Raw genomic sequence first — 23,162 nt, 5'->3', positions numbered from 1 at the left:
GCTCACGCAATCGTCCGATCGACGACGCGCAGCAGCGGGTGGCGTGCGAGCAGCGCCGCGAACACCGCCGCGCCCCGCTCGCCCACCGGCACGAACAGCCGCAGGCTCCAGGCGATGATCTCCCCCGTCAACCCCAGCGCCTTCAGCCGGTCCACCATCCCGCCGGTGAAACCGAACAGCTCGACGCGATGCGCGCCCGCCACCGTCACCCGGCGCAGCCACAGCCCGTCGGCCAGATGCAGGGCCACCCGCTCGCCTTGCAGCAGTCCCCAGGACTCCTCGACCGACGGCACGGGAACCGCTGCCCCGACCCCAACGCCGAAGCTCCGCTCGACCTCGGGCAGAACGTCCGGCGCCACCACGCGGCCGATGATCCGCTCGCTCGCGTCGGTCTGCAACCGCACCACCCGCAGGTTCGTGTCCGGCAAGCGCCGCCACACCGGCAGCAGCAGCCCGGTCACGAGGTGGAGCGTGCTGGTGGAGAATTCCGGCACCGTGGCGACCTCCGCCTCCCAGGCGGCCGAGAAGGCCGGCGGTTTGGTCGGGCGCCAGTGGCTCTGGGCCAGTTCGGCCACTGTCACCGTGACCCGCTCCATCGGCCGCAGCAGCCGCACCCGGCGCTCCACCGTCCCGTCGTCCAGCATCAGGCTCGCCGCCGGCACCGCCACCGCCGCCCGCCCCGAGCGCGTGTTCACCAGCAACTGGGCCTGCAGCCCGGCGCCGCGTTCCAGCGCCTCCTCCAGCCTCATCGGCTGGTTGCGGTCGCGCCGGGCGAGCGTGAACAGCCGGGTCTCCGCCCCGGTCGCCGCGTGGGTGTGCAGCGTCCGCCGCCCGGTGACGGTGACGCTGTCGGCCACCAGCGTCTCGACGCCGCGATCGTAGGTGCCCGACGCGATGGCCCCCTCGACCTTCGCGGTGAGCAACTGCTCGAACACGGTGAACAGCGTGTTCTGCAAGCCGATGGTCAGGGCCAGCAGGCGGTTGAGAAAGGTGGTGATCGGTGGCAGCTCGTCGCGCAGGCCGCCGTCGCGGTCACAGAGCGCCAGCCCGGTCGCCGCCTCGAACGCGCCCAGCGAGCACCCCTCGACCTTGCCGGAGTGCAGCAGGCCGTAGAACTGGCGGAGTGCGGCACGGGCGTAGACGGATTCCAGGTTGTCGTCGGCACGGAACAGCCCCTGACCGCCGGTCTGGCGCTGGCCGCGGGTGATGGCGCCCAGCGTGTCGAGCCGGCGGGCGATGGTGGAGAGGAAGCGCTTCTCCGCCCGCACGTTGGTGGTGATCGGGCGGAACAGCGGCGGCTGCGCCTGATTGGTGCGGTTGGACCGCCCCAGCCCCTGGATGGCGCTGTCGGCTTTCCAGCCGGCTTCCAGCAGGTAATGCACCCGCAGCCGCTGGTTCTTCGCCCCGAGGTCGGCGTGATAGCTGCGGCCGGTGCCGCCGGCGTCGGAGAAGACCAGGATGCGCTTCTCGTCGTCGAGGAAGGCCTGGGTCTCGGCGAGGTTGGCCGAGCCGGGGCGGCTCTCCACCGCCAGCCGCTCCAGCCCGCCGGGATCGGTCTTGCGCACGATGCGCCGCGCCCGGCCGGTGACCTCGGCCACCATCTCGGCGCCGAAGTGCTGGATGATCTGGTCGAGCGCCCCCGGCACCGGGTCGAGCGCCGCCAGCCGCTCGATCATGCGGTCGCGCCGCTCGACCGCCTCGCGGCACAGCACCGGCTGTCCGTCCCGCCACACCGGCCGCGATGAGAGGGTGCCGTCACCGTCGGTAAAGGGCTCGTGCAGGTGTACCGGGAAGGAGTGGGCCAGATAGTCGAGCATGTACTCACGCGGCGTGACGTCGATGCGGATGTCGCCCCATTCCTCGGTGGGCAGATCGGCCATCCGGCGCTCCATCAGCGCCTCGCCGGTGGAAACGAGCTGCACCACAACCGCGTGGCCGGCGGCGAGGTCGCGCCCGATCGAGCGCAGCAGGGTCGGCGTCTTCATCGCGGTGATCAGGTGATTGAAGAAGCGCTGCTTGGCGCTCTCGAAGGCGGAGCGGGCGGCCGCCTTGGCGGCGCGGTTCAGGGTGCCGCTGGCCCCGGTGACGTTGGCGGCCTCCAGCGCCGCGTAGAGGTTGGCGTGGATGATCTGGAAGGCGGCGGCGTAGGCGTCGTAGATGGCGATCTGTCCCGGCGTCAGCCGGTGCTCGACCATCTCGTAGGCGACGCCGTCGAAGGAGAGCGAGCGGGCGGCGTAGAGGCCGAGCGCCTTGAGGTCGCGGGCGAGCACCTCCATGGCGGCGACCCCGCCGGCCTCGATGGCCTGGACGAACTCGGCGCGGGTGGCGAAGGGGAAATCCGCCCCGCCCCACAGGCCGAGGCGCTGGGCGTAGGCCAAGTTGTGCACGGTGGTAGCGCCGGTAGCGGAGACGTAGAGGACGCGGGCGTCCGGCAGGGCGTGCTGAAGGCGCAGGCCGGCGCGGCCCTGCTGGGAAGGGGTGACGGGACCGCCGTCGCGGCTGAAGCCGGCGGTGCCGCCGGCGTTGCGCAGGGCGTGGGACTCGTCGAAGACGATCACCCCGTCGAAATCCCGGCCGAGCCAGTCGACGATCTGCTGGACGCGCGGCACGGCGCCCTCGCCGCCGTCGCCGCGCAGGGTGGCGTAGGTGGTGAAGAGGATGCCGCGTTCTAGGGCGATCGGCACGCCGGGACGGAAGCGCGACAGCGGCGTCACCAGCAGCCGCTCTTGGCCGAGGGCGGACCAGTCGCGCTGGGCGTCCTCGATCAGAGTGTCGGACTTCGAGACCCAGAGCGCGCGCTGGCGCCCCTTGAGCCAGTTGTCGAGCAGGACGCCGGCGACCTGCCGGCCCTTGCCGGCGCCGGTGCCGTCGCCGAGGAACCAGCCGCGGCGGAAGCGCACCGCCCCCTCGGCCCCCTCCGGGGCTGCCGAGACGGTGTCGAAGGTCTCGTCGACGATCCAGGAACTGGCGAGGTGGCCGGCGTGCGCCTCGCCGGCGAGGATGACGCTCTCCAACTGGGCGTCGGAGAGGGTGCCGCCGGTGACCAGGGCGGCCGGCAGATGCGGGCGGTAGCGCGGTTTGGGCGGCGCGACCGAAGCCATGGCGGCGGACTGCACCAGCGGCGTCGGGTGTGACCGGGCGCCGGGGATGACGATGGATTGCAGCGCGTAGGGCTCGTAGAGGCCGGCGGTGAGCCGGGCGTCGGCGGGCGGCGTCCAATCGCGCGTCTCGTAGACCAGCTCGACCGCCGTCGGCTCCATCGGCGCCACGGCCCGGGGGCTGGGCATCGCCCGGCGCGCCTCTCGTCCCGCCGCAGGCCGGGCCATCATCGGCCGGAGCGGCGTTGTGGACGCTGCCATCGGTGCACGGCACGGAACGGCCTGTCGGACCCAGTCGAGCAGCGTCGCGACGTCGGGGGCGGTGCCCAAGGAGGCGGGGACGACGGTCTGGTCCTCGGCCGGGATGCGGTCGATGACGGTGAGGCGGGTGTCGACGGTGGTGCCGTGGCGGGCGTAGACCTTACCGTCAACGGCGGCGGAGAAAACAACCCGGCCGCGCTCCTGCACGCGGACGAAGGCGTCCCGCCACGCCGGATGATCCGGGGACAGCCCAGCACCGGTGACGGCGACGAGGCGCCCGCCCTCGGCCAGCCGGGCCAGGGCCGCAGCGATGTGCCGGAGCGCGGCGTCAGCCACCCGGCCGTCCACCGCGGCCAGGGCCGAGAAGGGCGGGTTCATCAGCACCACCGTCGGCACCACCGCCGGGTTGAGGTGATCGTGCAGGCTGGCGGCGTCGAACCGCGTCACCGGCGTGCCGGGAAACAGCCGTTCTAGCAAGCCGGCCCGGCTGTCCGCCAACTCGTTGAGGACGAGCGAGGCCCCGGCCAGCTCGGCGAAGATGGCGAGTAGGCCGGTCCCGGCGGACGGTTCCAGCACACGGTCGGCTGGGGTCAGCGCCGCGGCCGCGGCGACCGCTGCGCCCAGCGGCAGCGGGGTCGAGAACTGCTGGCGGGCTTGGCTCTCCTCGGAGCGGCGGGTCTGGGACGGCAGCAGCGCCGCCACCCGCGCCAGCAGCGCCGCGAAGGCCGCCGGGTCACCGGCCCGGAGGCGCATGGCGGCGCCGAAGCGGCGGAGGAACAGAAGCTGCGCGGCCTCGCCGGCATCGTAGGCCAGCTTCCAGGTCCAGGCGCCCTCGGCGTCGGTGCCGCCGAAGGCCGCCGTCATCGCGGTGCGCAACGTGGTGGTGTCGATGGCGCGCCCGCGTTCGAGGTCGGGCAGCAGCCGCTCGGCGACGGCGAACAGGGCGGAGCCCGTGCTCCCGCGCGCGGAGGCCAGGGTGTCCGCGGAGAAGCCGCGAGCATCGGCGATCATGGTCATGGCGAACCTCCGGATGAAGGAAGGGGAGAAAGCGGAGCGGCCGGGCGCCGCTCCGCCACACCGCGATCAGGCCGCCTCCGCCGACGCCTCCTCTCCCTCATCCTCCGGACCACCGACGCCGGTCAGGAAGGCGGGCAGAGCATCGGTGCCCGCACCGCCGACGGTGTCGGCGCCGTCAACCGCGTCCCCATGACCAGCCACCTCTCCATCCCCGACCGTCGGGGCTTCCTCCGGCCGGCCGCGCAGCGGTTCCGGCAGCCAGCCGCTGCCGGCGAGCAGCCGCTCGGCCTCCTTCGCCATGTCGCCTTTGCGCAGATGGTCGATCAGCCGGGCCGCCTCGGCACCCCGCGCCTCCCGCACCGCTTCGAGGATGCGCACCTTCGGCACCCGACCGAGATAGCCGTCCACCGTCGCCGTCCATCCCACCGCCGCCATGTCCAGCCCGACCGCCTCGGCCAGCACGTCGGCGTGGGCGGCACGCTGCGGCGCCCGGTTCCAGGACTCATGCACGGCGTTGACGCCCAGCGAGACGCAGTGGGCGAACAGCGCCGCCCGGCTGTCGCCGTCGAACCCCAGCAGCGCCGCCCACAGCTCGTCCGGCTCCCGCGGCAACTGCTCGGCCCACAGGCGCTGGCGGGCGTCGATCGCCTTCGCCGCGGCGCTGGTGGCGAGGTCCGGCGGCTGCACGCTGAAGGTCGCGCTCTTCACCTCCAGGTCGAGGCAGGTGCCGCTGCCCCGGTGATAGAACAGGCGCAGGCACAGCGCGTGGAGCGCCGCCAGGAAGGCGGTGTCCGGCTCCCGGGCCAGCGCGTCGCGCAGCGCCAGGGTGCGGTGGACGCTCAGCTCGGTCTGCAGACGGTCGGGCAGCGGGCGGATGGCGTCCTCCTCGTCCGCACCTTGCGATCCGGTGGCGGGGGTCGGCGCGGGTGCCGAGACCCGGCTGCCGCCGCTGATGGTGGCGGGTTGGGCCGCAACGGGGCCGCCGACACCGCCCGCCGGTTCGGCTGCCGGGGCGTCGTCGCTGCCGGCCACCGGCACCGGCTCGACCGGCGCCTCGTCCTCCGGCCGGACGTAGCCGCAGTCGACCTGAAGCCGGCCCTCGGCGTCGACGCTGACGAACACCCCGGCCCGCGCCACTTCGGCGGTCTCGAAGACCAGCGGCCGCTCCTCCAGTTCCCGCAGCGCGACGTCGATGGCGTTGAGCCGCTCCGCCGACGCTTCCAGCGCCTCCAGGTCGGCCGGATCGGTGTTCTCCAGTTGCTCGTACTCGGCGTGCAGCGCGTCGTAGGTGGCCTGTTCGGCCTCGGTCAGCGGCACCGGCTCGCCGGCCAGACGGCGCAGGCTCCGGCTGTGCCCATAGGGAAAGCCCAGCGCCACCTCGACCCATTTCCAGCCCTCGGCGCGGATGATGGCGGCCTCGGCCTCCAGCTTCTCGGCGACCAGCCGGTCGAGCAGCGCCGGGTCCTGCAACCAGCCGCCGTCGTCGTGCTGGAACAGGTCGCGCATCACCGCCCCGCCGGCTGCCTCGTAAGCCTCCACCCCGACGAACAGCGCCCGCTTGTCCGACGCCCGGACCGCCCCCTCGGTGAGCAGCCGGCGGATCTGGTAGGGCTCACGGCTGTAGGCGCGCGACAGCGCCTCCCACACCTGCTCCTGGCGGGCGTGGTCGCCGCTGACGGTGAAGGCCATCAACTGCTCCAGCGTCATGCGGTCCTCGGCGTAGGCGTCGAGCAGCGCCGGCGCGACGGCGGCGAGTTTGAGGCGCTGCTTCACCACGCCGGGGGTGACGAAGAAGCGGGCGGCGATCTCCTCCTCGCCCAGCCCGGCCGCGCGCAGGGTCTGGAAGGCGCGGAACTGGTCGAGCGGGTGCAGCGGCGCCCGCTGGAGGTTCTCGGCCAGCGAGTCCTCTTCGGCCAGGCCGGCGTCCCGCACGACGCAGGGCACCGGCTGGGTCTTGCTCATGCGCTTCTGCCTGACCAGCAGCTCCAGCGCCCGGAAGCGGCGGCCGCCGACCGGCACCTCGAAGACGCCGGTCTCGGCGCCCTCGGCGTCGAGCACGGGGCGAACGGCGAGGCCGTGCAGCAGGGTGCGCCGCGCGATGTCCTCGGCGAGCTCCTCGATGGAGACGCCGGCCTTGACCTTGCGGACGTTGGCCTGGGACAGCACCAGCTTGTTGAAGGGGATGTCGCGCGAGGGGCTGAGAACGATCTTGGGCGTCGCCATGGTGGTCTTCTCCGCGACGGGCGGCCGGGAGCCTGCCTCTCGACCTTCTCACCCGTCACCCCGATCCCCGCCCTCCTCTCCCTTTGTGCCGGGCACGGTTCCGCAATCGGCGAGCGGTCTCCACCCGAACAGCCGCTTGCCGGGGAGCACCGCCACGCGCATCACCCCGGTCGGGTTCGGCGGAGCCGTCCGGGGAGGGCGTTGGTGTTCGTGGTGGATGAGGCAATGGCCGCGGCGGTGCGCCGGGCCTTTGACGAGCGGGGCGAATGGCCGGCGGTGGCGGAACTGCGGCGCCACGTGTGCATCGACGACAACGCCGAGGCCCTGCGGGCGGTGCGGACCATCGTCTCCTGGCGACCGTCTTCCGATATGTCCAGTCGACCGTCCGCCTGAACGCACAGTCTCCGTTATCACGACGCTGAACGCCGCCAGTTCTGACGACAGGCACCGTGGGAAAAGCGCGGCCATCACACGGCCGCCCGCTCGTCACCGGTCGTGGCGGCGGCTTCGGGCAGAAAGCCAAGGAGATGGTCGGTCGCCTTGCTGGCCTGACTGGCGGCCCGGACGATGGCATGATCGTCACCGCGCAGGACCTCCAGCCAAGCGCCGACGTAATCGGCGTGGCGGACGGTCGGGACGATGCCGAGCGCCGCACAGAGAAAGGCCGAAGCGATCTCGGCAACCAGCTCCTCGAAAGCGTACTTCCGGGAGCCGAAGGATCCGGACAGGTCGCGGTTCAACCGCGATGCGTGGCCGGTGCTGTGCCCCAGTTCGTGCAGCGCGGTGCGGTGCCAGTTGATGGGCTCGAAGAAGGCCTGCGGCGGTGGCACCTGCACGTAATCATGCTGGGGGCTGTAGAAGGCGCGGGTGCCGCCGATGCGGACATCGACGCCGCTGGCCCGGATCAGCGCCTCGGCCCGCGGCAGGATCAGCCCTTCCGGAATCGGTGGCGGCGCCGTGGCGATGCCGTCGGGCAGGTCCTCGCATTGGTCGTAATTGAAGACCGTGAAGCGCTTGAGGAAGGGGATCGCCTGGGGCTCTTCCCCGGTATCCCGCGCGCGTCGGTGTTCGTCGTCGGGGATGAAGCGGCCGGCGTAGACGACGGTGGTGCCGTGCTCGCCCTTGCGGACGTGGCCCCCCAGAGCCAGGGCCTGACGGAAGGTGAGCCAGTTCTGGCCGGAGAAGCCGCGGGCGACGACGGCGCCCCATAAGATGAGCACATTCACCCCGGAGTAGGCCCGGCTGGTGGCGGCGTTGCGCGGCAGGCCGAGCGGGGCGGTGGCGGCCGGCGTCCCCCAGGGCTGCACCCAGGGCAGCCGGCCGGCCTCCAGTTCGGCGATGATCGTACCGGTGATTTCGGCGTAGAGGCTGGTCCGGTCGCCACCGGAGCGGGCGGTTCGGGACGCATGGAGCATGGATGGTCTCCGCAACGGGCCGGCCGGAAGCCTTTCTTCCAGCCCACCAAACCCGTCACGAACACCGCCCGGATCCTCTCCCTTTTCCGCGCACCAGCCCGGCACGTCCCATCAGGGCGGCAAGAGTGGGCATCGTCGTTGCTCCGCGACCGCCATCCGTTGCTCTTTGCCCACGATGGCGCGGCGGGTTGCGGCGCGCGAGCCGGATGCGGCTCAAAGCAATCAAAGGGAAAGCCGCCCTCATCATGCCGCGTATGTCTTTCGAACCTCGGCATCGGTCGAGCGTGGCATGGTTGAATGGGGGGCTCGCTCCCGAGCCGGTTCCGTTTGCCCGCCCGTGTTTGCTCCTGCCCTTGCATGCGGCGTCCTGCCCCCGCCAGGACGCCGCATCTGCACGGAGACGACACCGATTCCAGGAGCCCTATCGTGGACGACGACAAGGAACTCATAGCCCGTTCGCAGCAGCTCCGTAGGCGCGTGCGAGAAACTCTGGCCCGCCACCGGGCGCGGCTTGGAGGCCGTTGCCCTGCGCCGGTTCCCTGGGATGAGGAGGCTGATAAGCCCGACCAGACATCCGATCCGCCCGAAGGCCGGGGCTGAAGCATCCGTCGGTCCTCGGGAACGCAATTCCCCAGGCCGGGTTGGACTTCCATCCATTGGAGGAAGCCTATGCACTACGAGCTCCAGACTCTCGTGTTCTGCCCGACCAGCGCCGACGACTGCCCCACTGCGCTGCTGGAAGGAGCGCGGGAACTGGAAGCCAAGCTCAAGGCTGCCGGTGTCGGCTTCGTGATGGAGGTGCGGGACATCCGGCGGGGAACGAGACTATCCCGCGCCGTCGGCGCGGGCGATCTTGGGGGCAGCGGGCTCTGAAGCGGGATGGCCGCCCGGTGGGCGCCCTTCGTCGGGAGGAAACACCGGCACGGAAGCCCCCTCTCAACGTGGCCGGGGGGCCGGGGTTTCCATGACCTCACTGAACGCCTATTTTCAATCATACCATGCCAAAGCAGCCGCGTTTGGCCCTGGGGGCCACCGACATTCTGGAAAAGGTCGAGGCTCGCATGATGTCCAGCGAGAGGACCATTCTGCGGGCCCATGAGCGGCTGGTCGCCAGCAGGGCGGCATTGCGGGCATACCGCCGGGAGAGAACTCGGGCAGCAGAGGCTTCCCGTAAGCAGCCGCCGAACCTTTCAACGCCTTATATGTCCTGAACGGACAGGACTCCTCAACCAAGGGGCGGCCGACGGCACTGGCTTTCTCTGCTGCGGATGCGGTGGCCGTGCATTATGCTTGGCCATGCGGAGTTCGCGCCCCCTTCACGCCACACTGGTGTCGGCGTGGTGAACCGCCAGGGAACCGTGCCGAAGCCCGCTGCCGACACCGATGCTCTGAAACCGCCCGAGGTGCGTGACGCGGACCATTTGGCGGCGCTCGTCGATCTCAACGAGCGCCTGTTCTTCGCCCGCGACCGGACGGCCGTGACCGCAGTGCTGCGCACGGCGGCGCGCCGCCTGAGCGGCGCCGACGGCATCACCATCGTGCTGCGCGACGGCGATCTGTGTCATTACGTCGAGGAGGACGCGATCAGCCCGCTGTGGAAGGGGCGGCGGTTTCCCATGAGCACGTGCATCTCGGGCTGGGCCATGCTGACCGGGCAGCCTGCGGTCATCCCGGACATCTATGCCGATCCGCGCATCCCGCATGAGGCCTACCGCCCCACCTTCGTGCAGAGTCTCGTCATGGTGCCGGTCGGCGCGCCCGCCCCCATCGCCGCCATCGGCGCCTACTGGGCGGCGCGGCACACGCCGGGCGCGCAGGCCGTCGCCCTCCTGCGGGCCATCGCCCGGTCGGCCGCCCTGGCGCTGTCCAACGTCCGCCTCCTCGCATCGTTGCAGGAGGCCGCCGACCGCGCCCGGGAGTCGGCCGATGCCGCACGGATCCAGGCCATGGAGGTGGCGCGGGCCAACGCGGTGCGCACCCGCCTCCTCACGGCGCTGAACCACGATTTGCGACAGCCGGTCAATGCCTTGGTCCTCGCCGCCAATGCCCTGTCGTCCCGGGTAGCCGCCCGCGATGCAACCTACGTGACGACGATGGAGCATTGCCTGGATGTCGTGAAGCGCCTGCTGGACGGCGTGCAGGATCTGGTACGGATGGAGGCCGACAGGGTCGCCGTCCGGATCGACGACGTCCCGCTGGACGATCTGACGACGCACGCCGAAGCGACCTTCCGGCTGGCCGCCGAAGCCAAGGGGCTGCACTGGCGTATGGAGAGGGGCGGCGGTGGCTTGCTGGTGCGCACGGACCGGCTGCTCGCCTCGCGCATCCTCCACAACCTCATCGACAACGCCATCAAGTACACCGACCAGGGGGAAATCCGGGTTTCGTGCCGCACCGACGACGGAAGGGTGTGGATCGACGTCTCCGACACCGGCAGAGGCATCCCGGAGAACGTCCTGGCCGCCGTCTTCGAGGAGTTCTACCGCGTCGAAGCCGGAGACGGCGTCGGCCGTCTTGGGCTGGGCCTGTTCATCGTGAAGGCGTTGGCGGACCGCCTTGGCCATCGGATTGCAGCGGAGTCCCGCCTCGGTGCCGGGACCACGATCAGCGTCGCCCTGCCGCCCGCTTTCGGTCCGCCGACCCTAACCGATTGATCGCACAACGACGGCCCCTTGCACCGCCTGATGCCGCAGAGGAAGCGGGCAACCGCTGTTGGCCGGAAGGCGATGCGGAAGGGCCGTCCACCACATCAGCTCATCCCTCCACGGCGCGCCTGTCCGGGCGATCCGCCGCATGCCGTTGATCATCCAGCCGGGAGAGCGGTTCGGCCATCCAGTGCGTGGATTTTGGGAACGGTGCGGCTCCAGCCGCTCCCATTGAGCAACGGCCAGATCACAGAGCCCCATGCAGCACAAATGGGAAGGACTGCATCATCCCACCGCCCCTCTGCCATCGCGCCCCAGCCTCGCCAGAACGGCCTGCGCTGCCCAGAGGCCGGTCTCGGCGGCCGAATCGGTCCAAGGAAACCCTATGTAATCGCCAGCCAGGACGACGCGCCCGACCGGTGCGGCACGGTAGCGCCGGATGGCTTCCACGCGGCTTGGCGGTGTGCAGGGCATGGCCTGCGGCCACCGCCACAGACGTGCCCAGCGCAGGTGCCGGCGCAAGCACGGCAGCCAGCGCTCCACCTCCGGCAGAACGGCGTCAATGACCGCTCCATCCGGCTGTTCCATCAGTGCGCGGGCGACGTCGGAGGACAGCATGACATCGAAGCGTTCACCGTTGACGACCCGTTCGGGAGCCTTGTGGCGCTCGATGCCGATGCCGGCAACGCGGTTGCGGGAGTCGCGAGCGGGGAGCACGCCGTAGACGTCGCACAACGCCTCGGGCAGGCGGAACCGCTCATCGGCGGCCAGCACCATGTTGATGGTGGCGCTGTACGGCGTTGCGAACAGACGGCGCTCCAACTCCCGTGCTTCGGGATGCAGGCGCGCCGCAACAGGCGCCGTGGTCGCCAGCACAACCGCATCAGCGGTGTGCTCGCCATCCTCCGTCAACACGGTCGCGCCGCGTGCCGTCGCGCGCACCGCCGTGACCGGTGAGCCGAGCCGCACGTCCAGTCCCGCTGCCAGTGCCTGCGGCAACCGACCGATGCCGCCCGCCAATGTTCGGAGCGGCCGCGGCCGATGGGCCAACGCCATCATCGCCATGGGCAGTGCTCGCGACATGTTCCGGAGCTCCTGGAAGAAAAAGCCATGCAGCATCGGCTCCACCACGCGGGCAGCCGCTTGCGGTCCGAACACCCTGTCAGCCCAGGGACCGGCCTCGGGCTTGTCCCATCGCTCCCACGCCGCCGCGTGACCGGGCGGGCAGCGCAGTCCGCGCCACGCCGCCTGGATGCTGCCGAGCCCGAGCCGCAGCCATCCTCCGAAGTCGAGCAGCCCGCCCCTCAACATCGAGTCTGGCCGGCCGCCGTGCACCCGGCACAGCCGCCCGCCGGCCGCGACCGCCGTCCAGGGGCTCGTGGGGATCAGCGTTTCAGACAAGCCGGCGGCCTCCATGAGCGCCGGGATGGTGGTATAGGCCGCGGATAGGAACTGCGCGCCGCAATCCATCGGGGCGCCGTCGACCTCCTCGCTGATCATCCGGCCGCCGACATGGTCGGCGGCCTCGAAGATGGTGACGGACGCGCCCGCATCGGCCAAGGTGCGCGCCGACGCAAGACCCGAGATGCCAGCACCGATGACGAGGATCCTGGGATGAAGTGCCATTGAGGTTGCCTTCTGCGCGGGCCCGTCAGCAAAACTGGTGGCTGGCTATCCTATGCCGATCCGCAACCGGGTGGCAAACCTTGCGGAAAGCCGGGTCAGACGAACCATTTCGCTTTTACGTTGGAAAATGCGCGGGACCTGTGGTTCCCGTTTGGTGCACACCGTTGGTTTGCGCCTGACGCTTGTTTGGGCAGTGTCTGACAGACAGAGTCGGCGGAGGCACTGACGGAACATGGCGAGCTTGATTCAGACCGGGACGTTGAGGGCGAGCTCGGCGGAGCGGCTGGGAAGATTGCGGCTGTGCTTGACGACGGTGACGTGCTTGACCGTCACCACCAGCATCAAGCCCGGAAGGCCAGCGACAGGATGCCCAGGATGACGCCATCGCAGGCACTCAACCGGCAACAGGCGTGTGAAGCCAGCGCACCTCTCAACCCGCCGCACCTATGCAGACGCACCCCGGCCTGCCCGGGGCTCTATGCTGTTTGATGGGGCAGGCTGACGGCTTCGGCCAGCGCGCGTTGGAGACCTTCACGGCTGTAGGGCTTCGGCAGGGTGGCCGCACCCGGGTGCGAGAAGCCGGCGTAGCCGGTGGCCATCACCACCGCGATGCCGGGCTTGCGGCGCCGCGCCTCCTCGGCCAAGTCGCTGCCCGACATGCCGGGCAGCCCCACGTCGGTCAACAGCACGTCAACCGGCACCCTGGCCAGGACCTCCAACGCCTCCTCCGCGTCGGCCGCCTCCAACGCGTGATGGCCGAGGTCATCCAGCATCTCCAGGGTGGTCAAACGGACCAGCGCGTCGTCCTCGACCACCAGGACCGACAGCCGCGCCGGCCCCACGACGCCGGGGTCCGCCGCTGCCGGCAAATCCAGCACTTGACGCAGCTTGGCGGCCAGTGCCTCACGGCTGTATGGCTTGCTTAGCAGCGACACGCCCTCGTCCAGGCGGCCGTGGTGGACGATGGCGTTGCCGGTGTAGCCGGAGGTGAACAGCACCTTCAACTCCGGGCAGACTTCCTGCGCGCGGCGCGCGAAGTCGCGGGTGTTGATCGTTCCGGGCATCACCACGTCGGTGAACAGAAGGTCCGCCCTGGCGCCGCTGTCCAGCAGGTTCAGCGCGGCCTCCGCGTTCGCCGCCTCGATGGTGCGGTAGCCCAGCGAGCGCACCAGCGCCACGGCGGCGGCGCGGACATCGGGGTCGTCCTCCACCACCAGCACCCGCTCGGTGCCGCCGCGCACCTCCGCCGCCCAGTCCGTCTGCTTCTGCTCCGCGGCCTTCACACGCGGCAGATAGATCTTGACCGTCGTGCCCTGCCCCACCTCGCTGTAGACCTTCACGTGCCCGCCCGACTGCTTGACGAAGCCGTGGATCATGCTGAGCCCCAGGCCGGTCCCCTCGCCCGCCGGCTTGGTGGTGTAGAACGGTTCGAACACCCGCTCCAGCACCTCGGGCGGCATGCCCGCACCGGTGTCGCTGACCGCCACCAGCACGTACTGCCCCGCTGTCACCTCGGCGTGGCGCGCGGCGTAGGCATCGTCCAGCTCGGCGTTGACCGCCTCGATGGTCAGCTTGCCGCGCCCCTGCATGGCGTCGCGCGCGTTGACCGCCAGGTTCAGGATGGCGTTCTCCAGCTGGCCGAGGTCGACGCTGGTGTTCCACAAGCCGCCGGCGACGATCGTCTCGATCTCAATGGACTCGCCCAGCGTGCGGCGCAGCAGGTCGGTCATGGTCTGCACGACGCGGCCGAGGTTCACCACCTTCGGGCTGAGCGGCTGGCGCCGTGCGAAGGCAAGCAGGCGCGAGGCCAGCGTCGCCGCGCGGTCCACGCCGGCCAGCGCGTTGCCGACCAGCGACAGGGCCTCCCCGTCCAGTGCCCGGCCGCGCAGCAGCTGAAGGTTGGCTCCGATAACCTGGAGGTGGTTGTTGAAGTCGTGCGCGACGCCGCCGGTCAGCTGCCCGACCGCCTCCAGCTTCTGCGACTGGCGCAGGGCGTGCTCCGCCGCCTCACGCCGTTCCACCTCGGTGCGCAGTTCGGCGTAGGCCGCCAACTCGCCGCGCGCCCGGCGCAGCGCCACCGCCGCCGTCCCGGCCAGCGCCAGCCCGGCCAGCAGCGTCAGCCCCACCAGCGGACCGCTCTCGCGCACCCAGCTGGCGAGGATGGCCGATGTCTCGATGCCGGCGCTGACGTACACATCGTGTCCGGCGACCGGGCGCACGACGTGCAGCCGCTCGATGCCGTCCAGCACCGAGGTGGTGCGGTAGGTGCCGCCCTGCGGCGCGGCGGCGATGGTCCGCATGAAGCCGCTGGCGCGCTCCATGACCTCGACGCCGGTGGTCGTCTCCGGCTCGCGCAGCAGCACGGTGCCGTCGGTGTGCGCCACGGTGATGGAGCGCCCCTTGGCCTCACCCAGCGTGCGGAAGAAATCGACCAGCGGTGCGACCGGCAGGGCCGACAGGACGACGCCGCCGAAGGCGCCGTCGGCGCCCTGGATACGGCGGGCGAAGGGCAGGATGGTGACGCCGGTGACGCGGTCCGCCACCGGCCGCCCGATCAGGGTGGGCGGGCCGCCGTCGCGCAGCGCCTTGAAATAGGCCCGGTCGGCGAAGGAGAGGTCCGGCTGGACTCGGTCGGCGCTGCTGGCGGTCGGCCGCCCGTCCGGGCCAATGACCGTCAACGCCGCCAGTTCGGGCGAATCCGACACGTAGCGGACGAGCATCGCGTGCAGCGCGTCCGGCGTCGTCGGCCGCTCCGCGCTGCTGGTCGTCAGGCGGGAGGCCGCGCGTGAGGTGGCGAAGACGTGGACCTGCAGCAGGGCGCGCACATGGTCGGCCAGCACGCGCGCGCTCCGGTCCGCCGTCGCTTCCGCATCGCGTTGCGCCTGTCCATACCCCTGCCAACCCAGAACGCCCGCCAGCACGAGGGGGACGACCACCGCTGCGGCGAGCATCCGCTTCAGGGCTCTCAGGGTGCTATCGGGCTTCTTCATTCCCAAAAACCGTGCATCAGCGGACGGAACGCACAGGCATAGCCCATCACCCCGTTCCGTTCCATCCGTCGGGTGGTCGTAGTCTCTTCATGACGGATGCGAGTGGGCCGGCAGGGGGGGACACCATCAGCCCCGGAGACACTGCAATCATCGTCCCGCCACAGCCGGCGATTGGCGCGCCGCCGCCCACCGATCCAGTCCCGCTGCCGACGCCGGCAACGCATCGGCATGGTTTGGGCAGGCAGCGATGATGCCTGCTGGGTGGCCCACAGAGCAACGCTGTCGCGCACCGGGTGTCGAACGTCTGTCGTCGCCGGTTCCAGGGCAACGACAGACGTTCGGTGCCGGCTGCACGGCCTACCGCTCCCTCAGGAGTGCCGATGATCCGGTTCACCGGCGCTTCATGTGGAAGCCTTCCGAGGATGCCCAAGGCGCGCTTGCGTCCACCGCGCCGGCGCACCTGGAGTTTCTCCTCCCTGTAGAGCCGGCGAAGCTTCTTCTGGTTCATGGCATGGCCCTCGCGGGCCAGCAGCAGATGCAACCGGCGGTATCCGAAACGGCGCCGCTGGCGCGACAGCTCGCGCAGCCGCTCGCGGACAGCAGCATCGTCCGGGCGCCGGGAGCGATAGCGCACGGTCGAGCGATCCGCTCCCAGCACAAGGCACGCCCGCCGCTCGCTCACGCCGTGGTTGGCACGGACATGAGCAACGGCACTCCGCACAGCCGCGGGCGTCACCATTTTTTTGCGGCGACGTCCTTCAGGATGGCGTTGTCCAGCATGGCCTCGGCCAGCAGCTTCTTCAGCCGCGTGTTCTCGTCCTCGAGCGCCTTCAGCCGCCGGGCCTCGGAGACCTCCAGCCTGCTGTACTTGGCTTTCCAGGTGTAGAAGGTCGCTTCGCTGATCCCATGCCGGCGGCACACGTCCGCCGTCTTCTGACCGGCCTCCTGCTCCTTCAGGATGCCGATGATCTGCTCCTCGCTGAACCGGCTGCGTCTCATGCGTCCGTCTCCTCTCGATGACGGACTCTACCCATTGCTGGAGGAATTTTCCGGTCTCAGGTCAGTTTTGAGCGTATTTACCGATTGTCAACACCACCACCTTAGCAATAGGCACATAGTCGTATTCAAGTTCCTTTGCTAGGGAGTGTTGTCGAAGTGGTGAGCAATGCCTGATCAGCCTCAAGGTGGGATGCTCAAGTCTGAGAAGAAGTCTCTCTGGTGCGGGTTGGCTCTGATTGCGGCGTTCACCAGCCTCACATTGGCCTATCTGTGGAACGCCACCCTTACCGAGCTCGCCCACGACCGGACGATGACGGAAGCGGCGGCCCGTGGCCAAGCGGCAGACTTCGCCCGAGCTTTTGAGGCGCGGCTCATCGATCGCATCGAACGGATCGACCACGCACTTCTGCACATTCGCGACGAGTTGGGGGAGGTGGCTGAGCTGGCGTCCGGACGCTTGGCTGCGCTCCGCCACCGCTTCGACGATCCTGCGCTCATCCAGATCGCGCGGATCGACGCCAACGGCCGCCTGATCGACTCCACGCTTTCCCACACGGCCGGCCAGGATCTCAGTGACCGGGAGCACTTCCTGGTGCACCGGGACCGCCCGGCGGACAGCCGGGAGGACCGGCTGTTCATTAGCAAACCGCTGCGCGGCCGCCTGTCGCAGCGCTGGACGCTGCAGTTCACGCGACGCATCGACCATCCAGATGGTCGTTTCGCCGGGGTGCTGGTGTTCTCGATCAATCCCTACGAATTCGCCGAACTCGCCCACGACCTGCCGGTCGGGCAGGAGGGGGTGGTCTCGATCATCGGCAGCGACCGCGTTATCCGTATGGTGCGTACCGGCAATGACGATCCCGCCCGGCGGGCATGGATCGGGCGGGAGCTGGACCCCGCCCGTCCCTACTTCGACCCGGCGCAACCGGCCGCCGACGTGGTCCGGGTGGTAAGCCATGTCGATTCCCGCGCACTGTGGACCGCATACCGGAGGCTGTCGCATAGCCCGCTGATCGTCGCTGTTCAATTGTCCGAAACTGAGATTTTCGGTCCGATGGAGGAGCGCGCGGCATTCCTGCGGACCAATGCGCTCGGATTCTCGGCAATTGTCCTCCTGTGCGCGGCGGGACTTGCCGTCCTTAGCCTGAGCCAGTACCGCACCCGGATGGCGCTGTCCGCCGCGAACGAACGGCTGCGCCGGAGCGAGCAGGAGTTGGAAGAGCGTGTCCGGCAACGGACGCAGGCGCTGGAGCGGTCGAACCGGCACGTGCAAGAATTGGCCTACACCGACACCCTGACCGGCCTGCCGAATCGTGTCCTGTTCGCCGACCGTGCCGCGCACGCGGTGCGGTGCGCAGCGCGGGAGGGACGCACGTTGGCGATCCTGCTGCTGGACCTCGACCATTTCAAGGTGGTCAACGACACACTCGGCCATCCGTCGGGCGACACGCTGCTGGTCATGGTCGCCGCCGCCCTGCGGCGGGCGGTCCGTCCGTCGGACCCCGTCGCGCGCATGGGAGGCGACGAGTTCGTGATCCTTACGGAGGGGCTGGCGAACGCTAACGACGCCGCGCACGTGGCGGAGCAGATCCTCGCCGAACTCGGCAAGCCCGTGGCGCTGGATGGGCAGACGCTGCATCCCAGCGCCTCTATTGGCATCGCTGTGTTCCCCGATGACGGAACGGACCTGCCCACACTGCTGAAGAACGCCGACGCGGCGATGTACGCGGCCAAGGCCGCCGGCCGCAACACGCTGCGCTACTTCAACCCGGTGATGGCCCAGGCCGCCGAGCAGCGCCTCGCCCTCGTTCCTGCTCTCCGTTTCGCCGTCGAGGAGGGCGATTTCCGGCTGGACTATCAGCCGAAGGTCTGCATTGCTACCGGCGAGCTGTGCGGCGTGGAAGCCCTGATCCGCTGGAAGCATCCCGAGCGGGGTGACATCTCCCCCGCCGAGTTCATTCCCCTGGCGGAGGAGGTGGGGCTGATCCAGCCACTCGGTTCCTGGGTGTTGAACGAGGCCTGCCGGGCCATCGCCGATTGGAACGCAGTGCGCTTCGGGCCGCTCCACGTGGCGGTTAATGTCGCCGCGGCTCAGATCAACCGCGGCGACTTGGCCGCGGAGGTGGACCGTGTGACCCGGCTGCACCGCATCGACCCGAGCCAGTTGCAGATCGAGATCACGGAAACCGCCGTAATCGGTGACCCCGACCGCGCGCTTGCCACCTTGAACCGACTGAGGTCACTGGGCGTGGAGGTGGCACTGGATGATTTCGGCACCGGCTATTCCAGCTTGGTGTATCTGCGCCACCTGGACATCGACGCCATCAAGATCGACCGCTCCTTCCTCGGCAAGGTACAGCCAGGCAGCCGCGATGCCGAGATCGTCGGCCTGATCATCCGGCTGGCGCGGGCGCTGGAAATGTCCGTCATCGCCGAAGGAGTGGAAACAGAAGCACACGTGGCATTCCTGCGGAGTGCCGGGTGCGACATGATGCAGGGCTATCTCGTCGCGCGCCCCATGCCGCTGGCGGAACTGCAGACGTGGATTGCCATGCGGCAAGCCCCCGCTCCACATACGGCTCGAGCGCTCATTCCCATGACGATCCGCTGAACGGCGTTACGGCCCAGTGCGGTGCGCCGAGTGCTGCTCCGTCGGTTGTCCGATGCCGGTTACGGTGACGACCCCGAAACGTGCCCCCTTGTCTTGCTGGGTGAAGCGACCCTTGGGTCATGCCCAATGCAGACGCGAGCATCTTTCCCGAGTATTGTCTGTTGATTTATTTGCCGGCGGAAAGGCTAATTTTATAACTCATGGCAGAAACAGAAAGACCCACGCGCAAGGCGGAAAAATTTTCTCAGTCCGGGAAATCCGTTTTTAACGGCCGTCCGTAGATAAACGAGTTTGGTTATTCGGGCCGGGGAAGCCATGGGTGGTCTAAGGGCGTTTATGCCGGTGTTTCTTTTGTCGGCTGGCGTGATTGGCGCGCCGCTGGCCCTCAAGGGGAGGGCAGTGGACGATCATGCTCCGGTCGCGGCGGTCTTCGGCCCTGGCGTGTCCACAACGGAGGCTCTCCGCCGGGTGATCGATGCGGGCGGTCTGCCGTTGCGCGCCGGCGCCTTCGGTAACGTCATCGTCGCCCGATCGGACAAGGAGGGCTTCCTGTCCGCCCTCCACCGCCAAGGGGCTTGGCTTCTCCTTGATCCCGTCTTCGCCGGATGCGCGGACATCCAGCGCTGACTAACACATGAATGCAGCACACTAGGAAACTCCAGATGACTAGTCTCGACACCTTGCGCGCCCGCGCGGAGCGCTTTATCGCCAGGTATGTCTGGACCTATGTGCCGGCGGTCTGCGCCTCGACCCGCGGCAGGATCAGCCCCTCCGGGATCGGCGGCACCATGGCGATGCCGTTGGGCAGATCCTCGCATTGGGCGCAATTGAAAACCGTGAAGCGCTTCAGGAAGGAGATTGCCTGGGGCTCATTCCCGGCATCCCGCGCGCGTCGGCGTTCGTCGTCGGGAATGAAGCGGTCGGCGTAGACGACGGTGGTGCCGGGTTCGCCCTTGCGGACGTTGCCGCCGACCGCCTGGGCCTGCCGGTCGGTGAGCCAGTTCTGACCGGAGAAGCCGCCGGCGAAGACGGCGCCCCACAGGATCAGGACGTTGATCCCCGAATAGGCGCGCCGGAGGAGGCGTTGCGCGGCAGGCCGAGGGAGGCGGTGCCCGCCCCGCCCCAAGGCTGCACCCAGGGCAACCGGCCGGCTCCCAGTTCGGCGATTGCGGGCGGGGATCTCGGCGTACAGGCTGGCGCGTGCACCACCGGAGCGGGCGGTTCGCGAGGCATCGGTCATGGCGGGTCTCCACGACGGGGCAGCCGGAGGCCTCTCCTCCCGCTTCCAAGCCCGTCACGGTCTCCCCCTTCGCTCCTCTCCCTTTTCAGCGGTGCTTGTGCAGCGACGTTCCGCCGCCCAGGCGTCGAGATCCTCGACAGCGTAGCGGACCCACTTTCCAAACTTGTAGAATGCCGGACCACCGCCCAGCGACCGGTAGCATTCGAGCGTGTGCGGCGTCAGCGTCAGATAACGGGCCGCCGCCTCAGTGTCGACGAAACGGATTGGCCCGGCCTCGTCGGCGAACTGGGCGCGCCGGATGGTGTCCGGCGTCGGCCATAGCTGCTGAGCTTTCTTTTTCTCAGCCATCGTTCGTCTCCCCAGCCAGATTGCTGCTCTTGCCGCTGCGCTTCGTTCCCGGCGGCAGCGCGCGATTGGCCCCGGCCCGATGACGGAACGGGCGGTAGTTTCCGACCCTCGTCCGGGACGTATATTGGCCATCGTCATAGCCGGGCGGCTTCTCGCCGACCGACTCGGGCGGATCGGACATGGGGGGCGGTTCGGCATCTGGCATGGCGGGAGGAAGCGGCGCAGGCGTCAACGGAGCTTCTGCTGTTCGGGTGGAAGGCCGGCGACCGGCAATGACGCTCTTCCGGCGTTCCGCCACCGCCTCGGCCGCGAAACGGATCGGATCATCCTCGGTGTGGACGTAGCGCATGAACATGGTCACCGTCTTGTGGGCGGTGAGGACCATGCCGACCTTCAGCGGCACGCCGGAATTGGCTATGTCCGTTGCGGCCCGGTGCCGGATGCCGTGGGTGCCGATGTGCGGGAGGCCCGCCCGTTTCAGGATGCGCTTCCACCCGTGATAGTAGGTGGCTTTGCCCATGGGCTTGGTCGGATCGAAGATCGACGGGCAGACGTAGGGGGAGTCCTCCATGCGTGGAGCGGCTTCGAGGATGCGGAGCGCTTCGGCGCTGATCGGCTTCGACATCCCGCCGGTCTTGCTGTCGGGCCAGACGACGCGGCTGTTCTGGAAATCGACCCAGGACCATTCGAGCTGCACGATCTCCGACATGCGGGCGGCGAACTCAAACTGGAGCCGGATGGCGAGGGTGAGGAAGGGATGCTCCAGCCCCTCGACATCCGCCTGCTCCAGGTAAGCATACAGCGTCTTCAGCTCAGGATCGGTGATCAGCCGGGTCTTACCACGCTCGGGGTATTTGGGAATGTGCCGGCACGGGTTGGAGCCATCCGGCCGATAGCCCCAAACCTCGGCCAGGTTGAACATCTTGCGCAGGCAGGCGAGCACCCGGTTCGCGTTGATCGGCGACCGCTCCATCCGCTTCATGAGCGCGGTCACGTCGGCCCGGGTCACGTCCGCGACCTTCAGGTGCCCCAGCGCCGGAACGATGTGGGTCCTGACGTAGCCCCGGTTGGTGCGGATGGTGGCCGGCTTGTTCCGGGTCTCGGAGTAGTCGCGGATGAACTGGTCACACAGTTCCGTCATGGTGGGCGCCTTTCGGGCGGCGGATCGCTCGGCGCTCGGGTCGCCGCCCTTGCGCACGTTGGCCAGCCAGTCCTGGGCGATGGAGCGGGCCTGCTCGACGGTGATCTCGCCGAAGCGCCCGATGGCGGGCTTGCGGCGCTGACCGTTGCCGGTGGTGTATTGCACCATGAAGATTTTCCGGCCGGCCGGGGTGACCTTCAGAAGGAAACCGGGTACGATGGTGTCGCGGATTTCGTAGTCCTTGTCCCTGACAAGCGCGGTGTCGACGGCGGTTTTGGTGAGCTTCAGTTTGGGCATCCTACCCTCCAGGGGGCTGGATTCCAGGAGCAGCATAGGAGCAGCCAGAAATCCAACGGTGGCGTGGTTCCGGCTAGGACAGGATGAATGCACGACCGAAAAAATCCAGATGGATCAAGTCGTTATCGTACAATATCGCAGAGCCGGATAAAAATAGGATAGCCTTGATTTAACGACTCAAAATCTGTTGCCCGCAAGGGCGTGCTGGTTCGAGTCCGGCCTGGGGCACCATATTTTTCAACGGCCTAGCCGTTGCTGCCAGCCTTCGGCGCCCTGGTGACGCAGAGTGCATCACCAGGGCGTCACCACCCGGCGCGATTTGCATGTCGGTTCGGAGGTCGCAGAATCGGCCAAACTTTGAGCGAAGCCACCTCCATGCCGCCCCGCAAATCCACTACTCCCCCCGTCGCACCTAAGCCGCCACTCGCCTTAACCACGTCTCGGATTGATGCCGCCCAGCGCCTTACCGGGCAGATCAACAAAGGCAAGGCCCTTCGAGATGCAAGCATCACTTCGAGAGGCAAACTTGAAGAATTAGAGTCGGCCAAACGGAAATGGAAGGACTTTTCCTCCCACCTTCTTGAGGTGCTTTTCACCAATGATGAGCCAAAGACGCAGTTTGATGAACAACTGCGCTATTGGATGTTTAGCGTCGACTCCTTACAAGAGGAAATTCAGGATTTCCGAAAGATAATGGGAGCCTATGTCGAGTGCCTGGAATCTATCGTTGAACGCTTAGACTTATTTCCAGAGCCATCCGCCACCCTGCACACTGGGCAGGGCAATAAAGAACGCGACCATTCAAACAGAAAAGTCTTCGTAGTACACGGACGCGATGAAGCTGCAAAGCTTGCGGTCGCACGCTTTCTGGAAGCGATGGGATTTGAGCCGATTATCTTACATGAACAGGCGAATCGGGGCGACACCATTATTGAGAAATTCGAACGGAACGCCGATGTCGGTTTCGCTGTCGTTCTTCTGACGCCCGACGACATAGGCGGGCCGAAGGATGCCAAAGAGTTCCAGCCGCGCGCGCGTCAGAACGTAATTGCTGAACTTGGCTACTTCGTTGGCACGCTTGGTCGCGGCCGGGTCTTGCCACTTCTGAAAGGCGCGCTGGAAATCCCGACCGACTTTTCAGGCGTCGTCTACACGGAAATGGATGATCGGGGACGCTGGAAAACGGAACTAGCCAACGAACTTGATGCTGCCGGCTTCGAAGTGGATTTCCGGAAGGCGGCACGCGCGTAA

General features: G+C 68.5%; 12 protein-coding genes and 3 pseudogenes. 6 read left to right on the top strand and 9 right to left on the bottom strand.

Features of this window, described 5'->3' with window-relative positions:
• Positions 1–2: 2 nt before the first annotated feature.
• Both VED21_RS09735 and VED21_RS09730 read right to left on the bottom strand, forming a co-directional pair.
• A complete protein-coding gene (locus VED21_RS09735) occupies positions 3–4,376 on the bottom strand; it encodes a strawberry notch-like NTP hydrolase domain-containing protein (RefSeq protein ID WP_324882144.1) in 4,374 nt (1,457 codons plus the stop codon).
• Between the two features lie 66 nt (positions 4,377–4,442).
• A complete protein-coding gene (locus VED21_RS09730) occupies positions 4,443–6,599 on the bottom strand; it encodes a ParB/RepB/Spo0J family partition protein (RefSeq protein ID WP_324882143.1) in 2,157 nt (718 codons plus the stop codon).
• 204 nt (positions 6,600–6,803) lie between these two features.
• On the opposite strand from VED21_RS09730, the gene VED21_RS09725 reads away from it, so the two are divergent.
• The gene (locus VED21_RS09725; protein ID WP_324882142.1) at positions 6,804–6,992 is read left to right on the top strand and encodes a hypothetical protein; all 189 of its coding nucleotides are present in this window, start codon (positions 6,804–6,806) and stop codon (positions 6,990–6,992) included.
• Positions 6,993–7,066: 74 nt separating this feature from the next.
• On the opposite strand, the gene VED21_RS09720 is transcribed toward VED21_RS09725, so the two are convergent.
• Complete coding sequence (locus VED21_RS09720) at positions 7,067–8,014, bottom strand: ArdC family protein (RefSeq protein WP_324882141.1); 948 nt, start codon at positions 8,012–8,014, stop codon at positions 7,067–7,069.
• 669 nt (positions 8,015–8,683) lie between these two features.
• Between VED21_RS09720 and VED21_RS09715 the strand changes: the two genes are divergently transcribed.
• Positions 8,684–8,887 carry a hypothetical protein gene (locus tag VED21_RS09715; RefSeq protein ID WP_324882140.1) on the top strand — a complete coding sequence of 68 codons (204 nt, stop codon included), beginning with the start codon at positions 8,684–8,686 and terminating at the stop codon, positions 8,885–8,887.
• A 464-nt stretch (positions 8,888–9,351) separates the two neighbouring features.
• Entirely contained in the window at positions 9,352–10,668 is a 1,317-nt protein-coding gene (locus tag VED21_RS09710; RefSeq protein WP_324882139.1) for a GAF domain-containing sensor histidine kinase, read from the top strand.
• A 276-nt stretch (positions 10,669–10,944) separates the two neighbouring features.
• Here the strand turns inward: VED21_RS09710 and VED21_RS09705 are convergent, their stop codons facing one another.
• The 3 genes and pseudogenes from VED21_RS09705 to VED21_RS09695 form a co-directional block, all read right to left on the bottom strand.
• Positions 10,945–12,285, bottom strand: a complete 1,341-nt coding sequence (locus tag VED21_RS09705; protein WP_324882138.1) for an NAD(P)/FAD-dependent oxidoreductase — start codon at positions 12,283–12,285, stop codon at positions 10,945–10,947.
• Between the two features lie 476 nt (positions 12,286–12,761).
• Positions 12,762–15,275 carry a response regulator gene (locus VED21_RS09700; protein WP_324882137.1) on the bottom strand — a complete coding sequence of 838 codons (2,514 nt, stop codon included), beginning with the start codon at positions 15,273–15,275 and terminating at the stop codon, positions 12,762–12,764.
• A 406-nt stretch (positions 15,276–15,681) separates the two neighbouring features.
• A pseudogene (locus tag VED21_RS09695) lies at positions 15,682–16,274 on the bottom strand (transposase); the annotation flags it as partial.
• A 190-nt stretch (positions 16,275–16,464) separates the two neighbouring features.
• Between VED21_RS09695 and VED21_RS09690 the strand changes: the two are divergent.
• Together VED21_RS09690 and VED21_RS09685 are read left to right on the top strand one after the other, a co-directional pair.
• Positions 16,465–18,885: a putative bifunctional diguanylate cyclase/phosphodiesterase gene (locus VED21_RS09690; RefSeq protein ID WP_324882136.1), complete on the top strand. Its 2,421-nt coding sequence runs from the start codon at positions 16,465–16,467 to the stop codon at positions 18,883–18,885.
• Between the two features lie 336 nt (positions 18,886–19,221).
• Positions 19,222–19,512, top strand: coding sequence for a hypothetical protein (locus VED21_RS09685; RefSeq protein ID WP_324882135.1), 291 nt, complete (start codon positions 19,222–19,224; stop codon positions 19,510–19,512).
• A gap of 100 nt (positions 19,513–19,612) precedes the next feature.
• On the opposite strand, the pseudogene VED21_RS09680 reads toward VED21_RS09685, so the two are convergent.
• The 3 genes and pseudogenes from VED21_RS09680 to VED21_RS09670 form a co-directional block, all read right to left on the bottom strand.
• A pseudogene (locus VED21_RS09680) lies at positions 19,613–20,125 on the bottom strand (ArdC-like ssDNA-binding domain-containing protein); the annotation flags it as partial.
• A 54-nt stretch (positions 20,126–20,179) separates the two neighbouring features.
• Entirely contained in the window at positions 20,180–20,473 is a 294-nt protein-coding gene (locus VED21_RS09675; protein ID WP_324882134.1) for a helix-turn-helix domain-containing protein, read from the bottom strand.
• A gap of 253 nt (positions 20,474–20,726) precedes the next feature.
• A pseudogene (locus VED21_RS09670) lies at positions 20,727–21,911 on the bottom strand (tyrosine-type recombinase/integrase); the annotation flags it as partial.
• Between the two features lie 357 nt (positions 21,912–22,268).
• Between VED21_RS09670 and VED21_RS09665 the strand changes: the two are divergent.
• Complete coding sequence (locus tag VED21_RS09665) at positions 22,269–23,162, top strand: nucleotide-binding protein (protein ID WP_324882133.1); 894 nt, start codon at positions 22,269–22,271, stop codon at positions 23,160–23,162.

This window comes from Azospirillum sp. (assembly GCF_035627195.1).
In the GTDB taxonomy this organism is placed as follows: Bacteria; Pseudomonadota; Alphaproteobacteria; order Azospirillales; family Azospirillaceae; genus Azospirillum.
Note: the sequence above shows the minus strand (reverse complement) of the source record. Positions and strands in the feature narration are given on the sequence as shown.

What these genes read in the sequence shown, in the direction of transcription:
- VED21_RS09735 (WP_324882144.1), bottom strand. Translation starts at nt 4,376, where the DNA reads ATGACCATGATCGCCGATGCTCGCGGCTTCTCCGCGGACACCCTGGCC.
- VED21_RS09730 (WP_324882143.1), bottom strand. Translation starts at nt 6,599, where the DNA reads ATGGCGACGCCCAAGATCGTTCTCAGCCCCTCGCGCGACATCCCCTTC.
- VED21_RS09720 (WP_324882141.1), bottom strand. Translation starts at nt 8,014, where the DNA reads ATGCTCCATGCGTCCCGAACCGCCCGCTCCGGTGGCGACCGGACCAGC.
- VED21_RS09715 (WP_324882140.1), top strand. Translation starts at nt 8,684, where the DNA reads ATGCACTACGAGCTCCAGACTCTCGTGTTCTGCCCGACCAGCGCCGAC.
- VED21_RS09705 (WP_324882138.1), bottom strand. Translation starts at nt 12,285, where the DNA reads ATGGCACTTCATCCCAGGATCCTCGTCATCGGTGCTGGCATCTCGGGT.
- VED21_RS09700 (WP_324882137.1), bottom strand. Translation starts at nt 15,275, where the DNA reads ATGAAGAAGCCCGATAGCACCCTGAGAGCCCTGAAGCGGATGCTCGCC.
- VED21_RS09690 (WP_324882136.1), top strand. Translation starts at nt 16,465, where the DNA reads ATGCTCAAGTCTGAGAAGAAGTCTCTCTGGTGCGGGTTGGCTCTGATT.
- VED21_RS09685 (WP_324882135.1), top strand. Translation starts at nt 19,222, where the DNA reads ATGCCGGTGTTTCTTTTGTCGGCTGGCGTGATTGGCGCGCCGCTGGCC.
- VED21_RS09675 (WP_324882134.1), bottom strand. Translation starts at nt 20,473, where the DNA reads ATGGCTGAGAAAAAGAAAGCTCAGCAGCTATGGCCGACGCCGGACACC.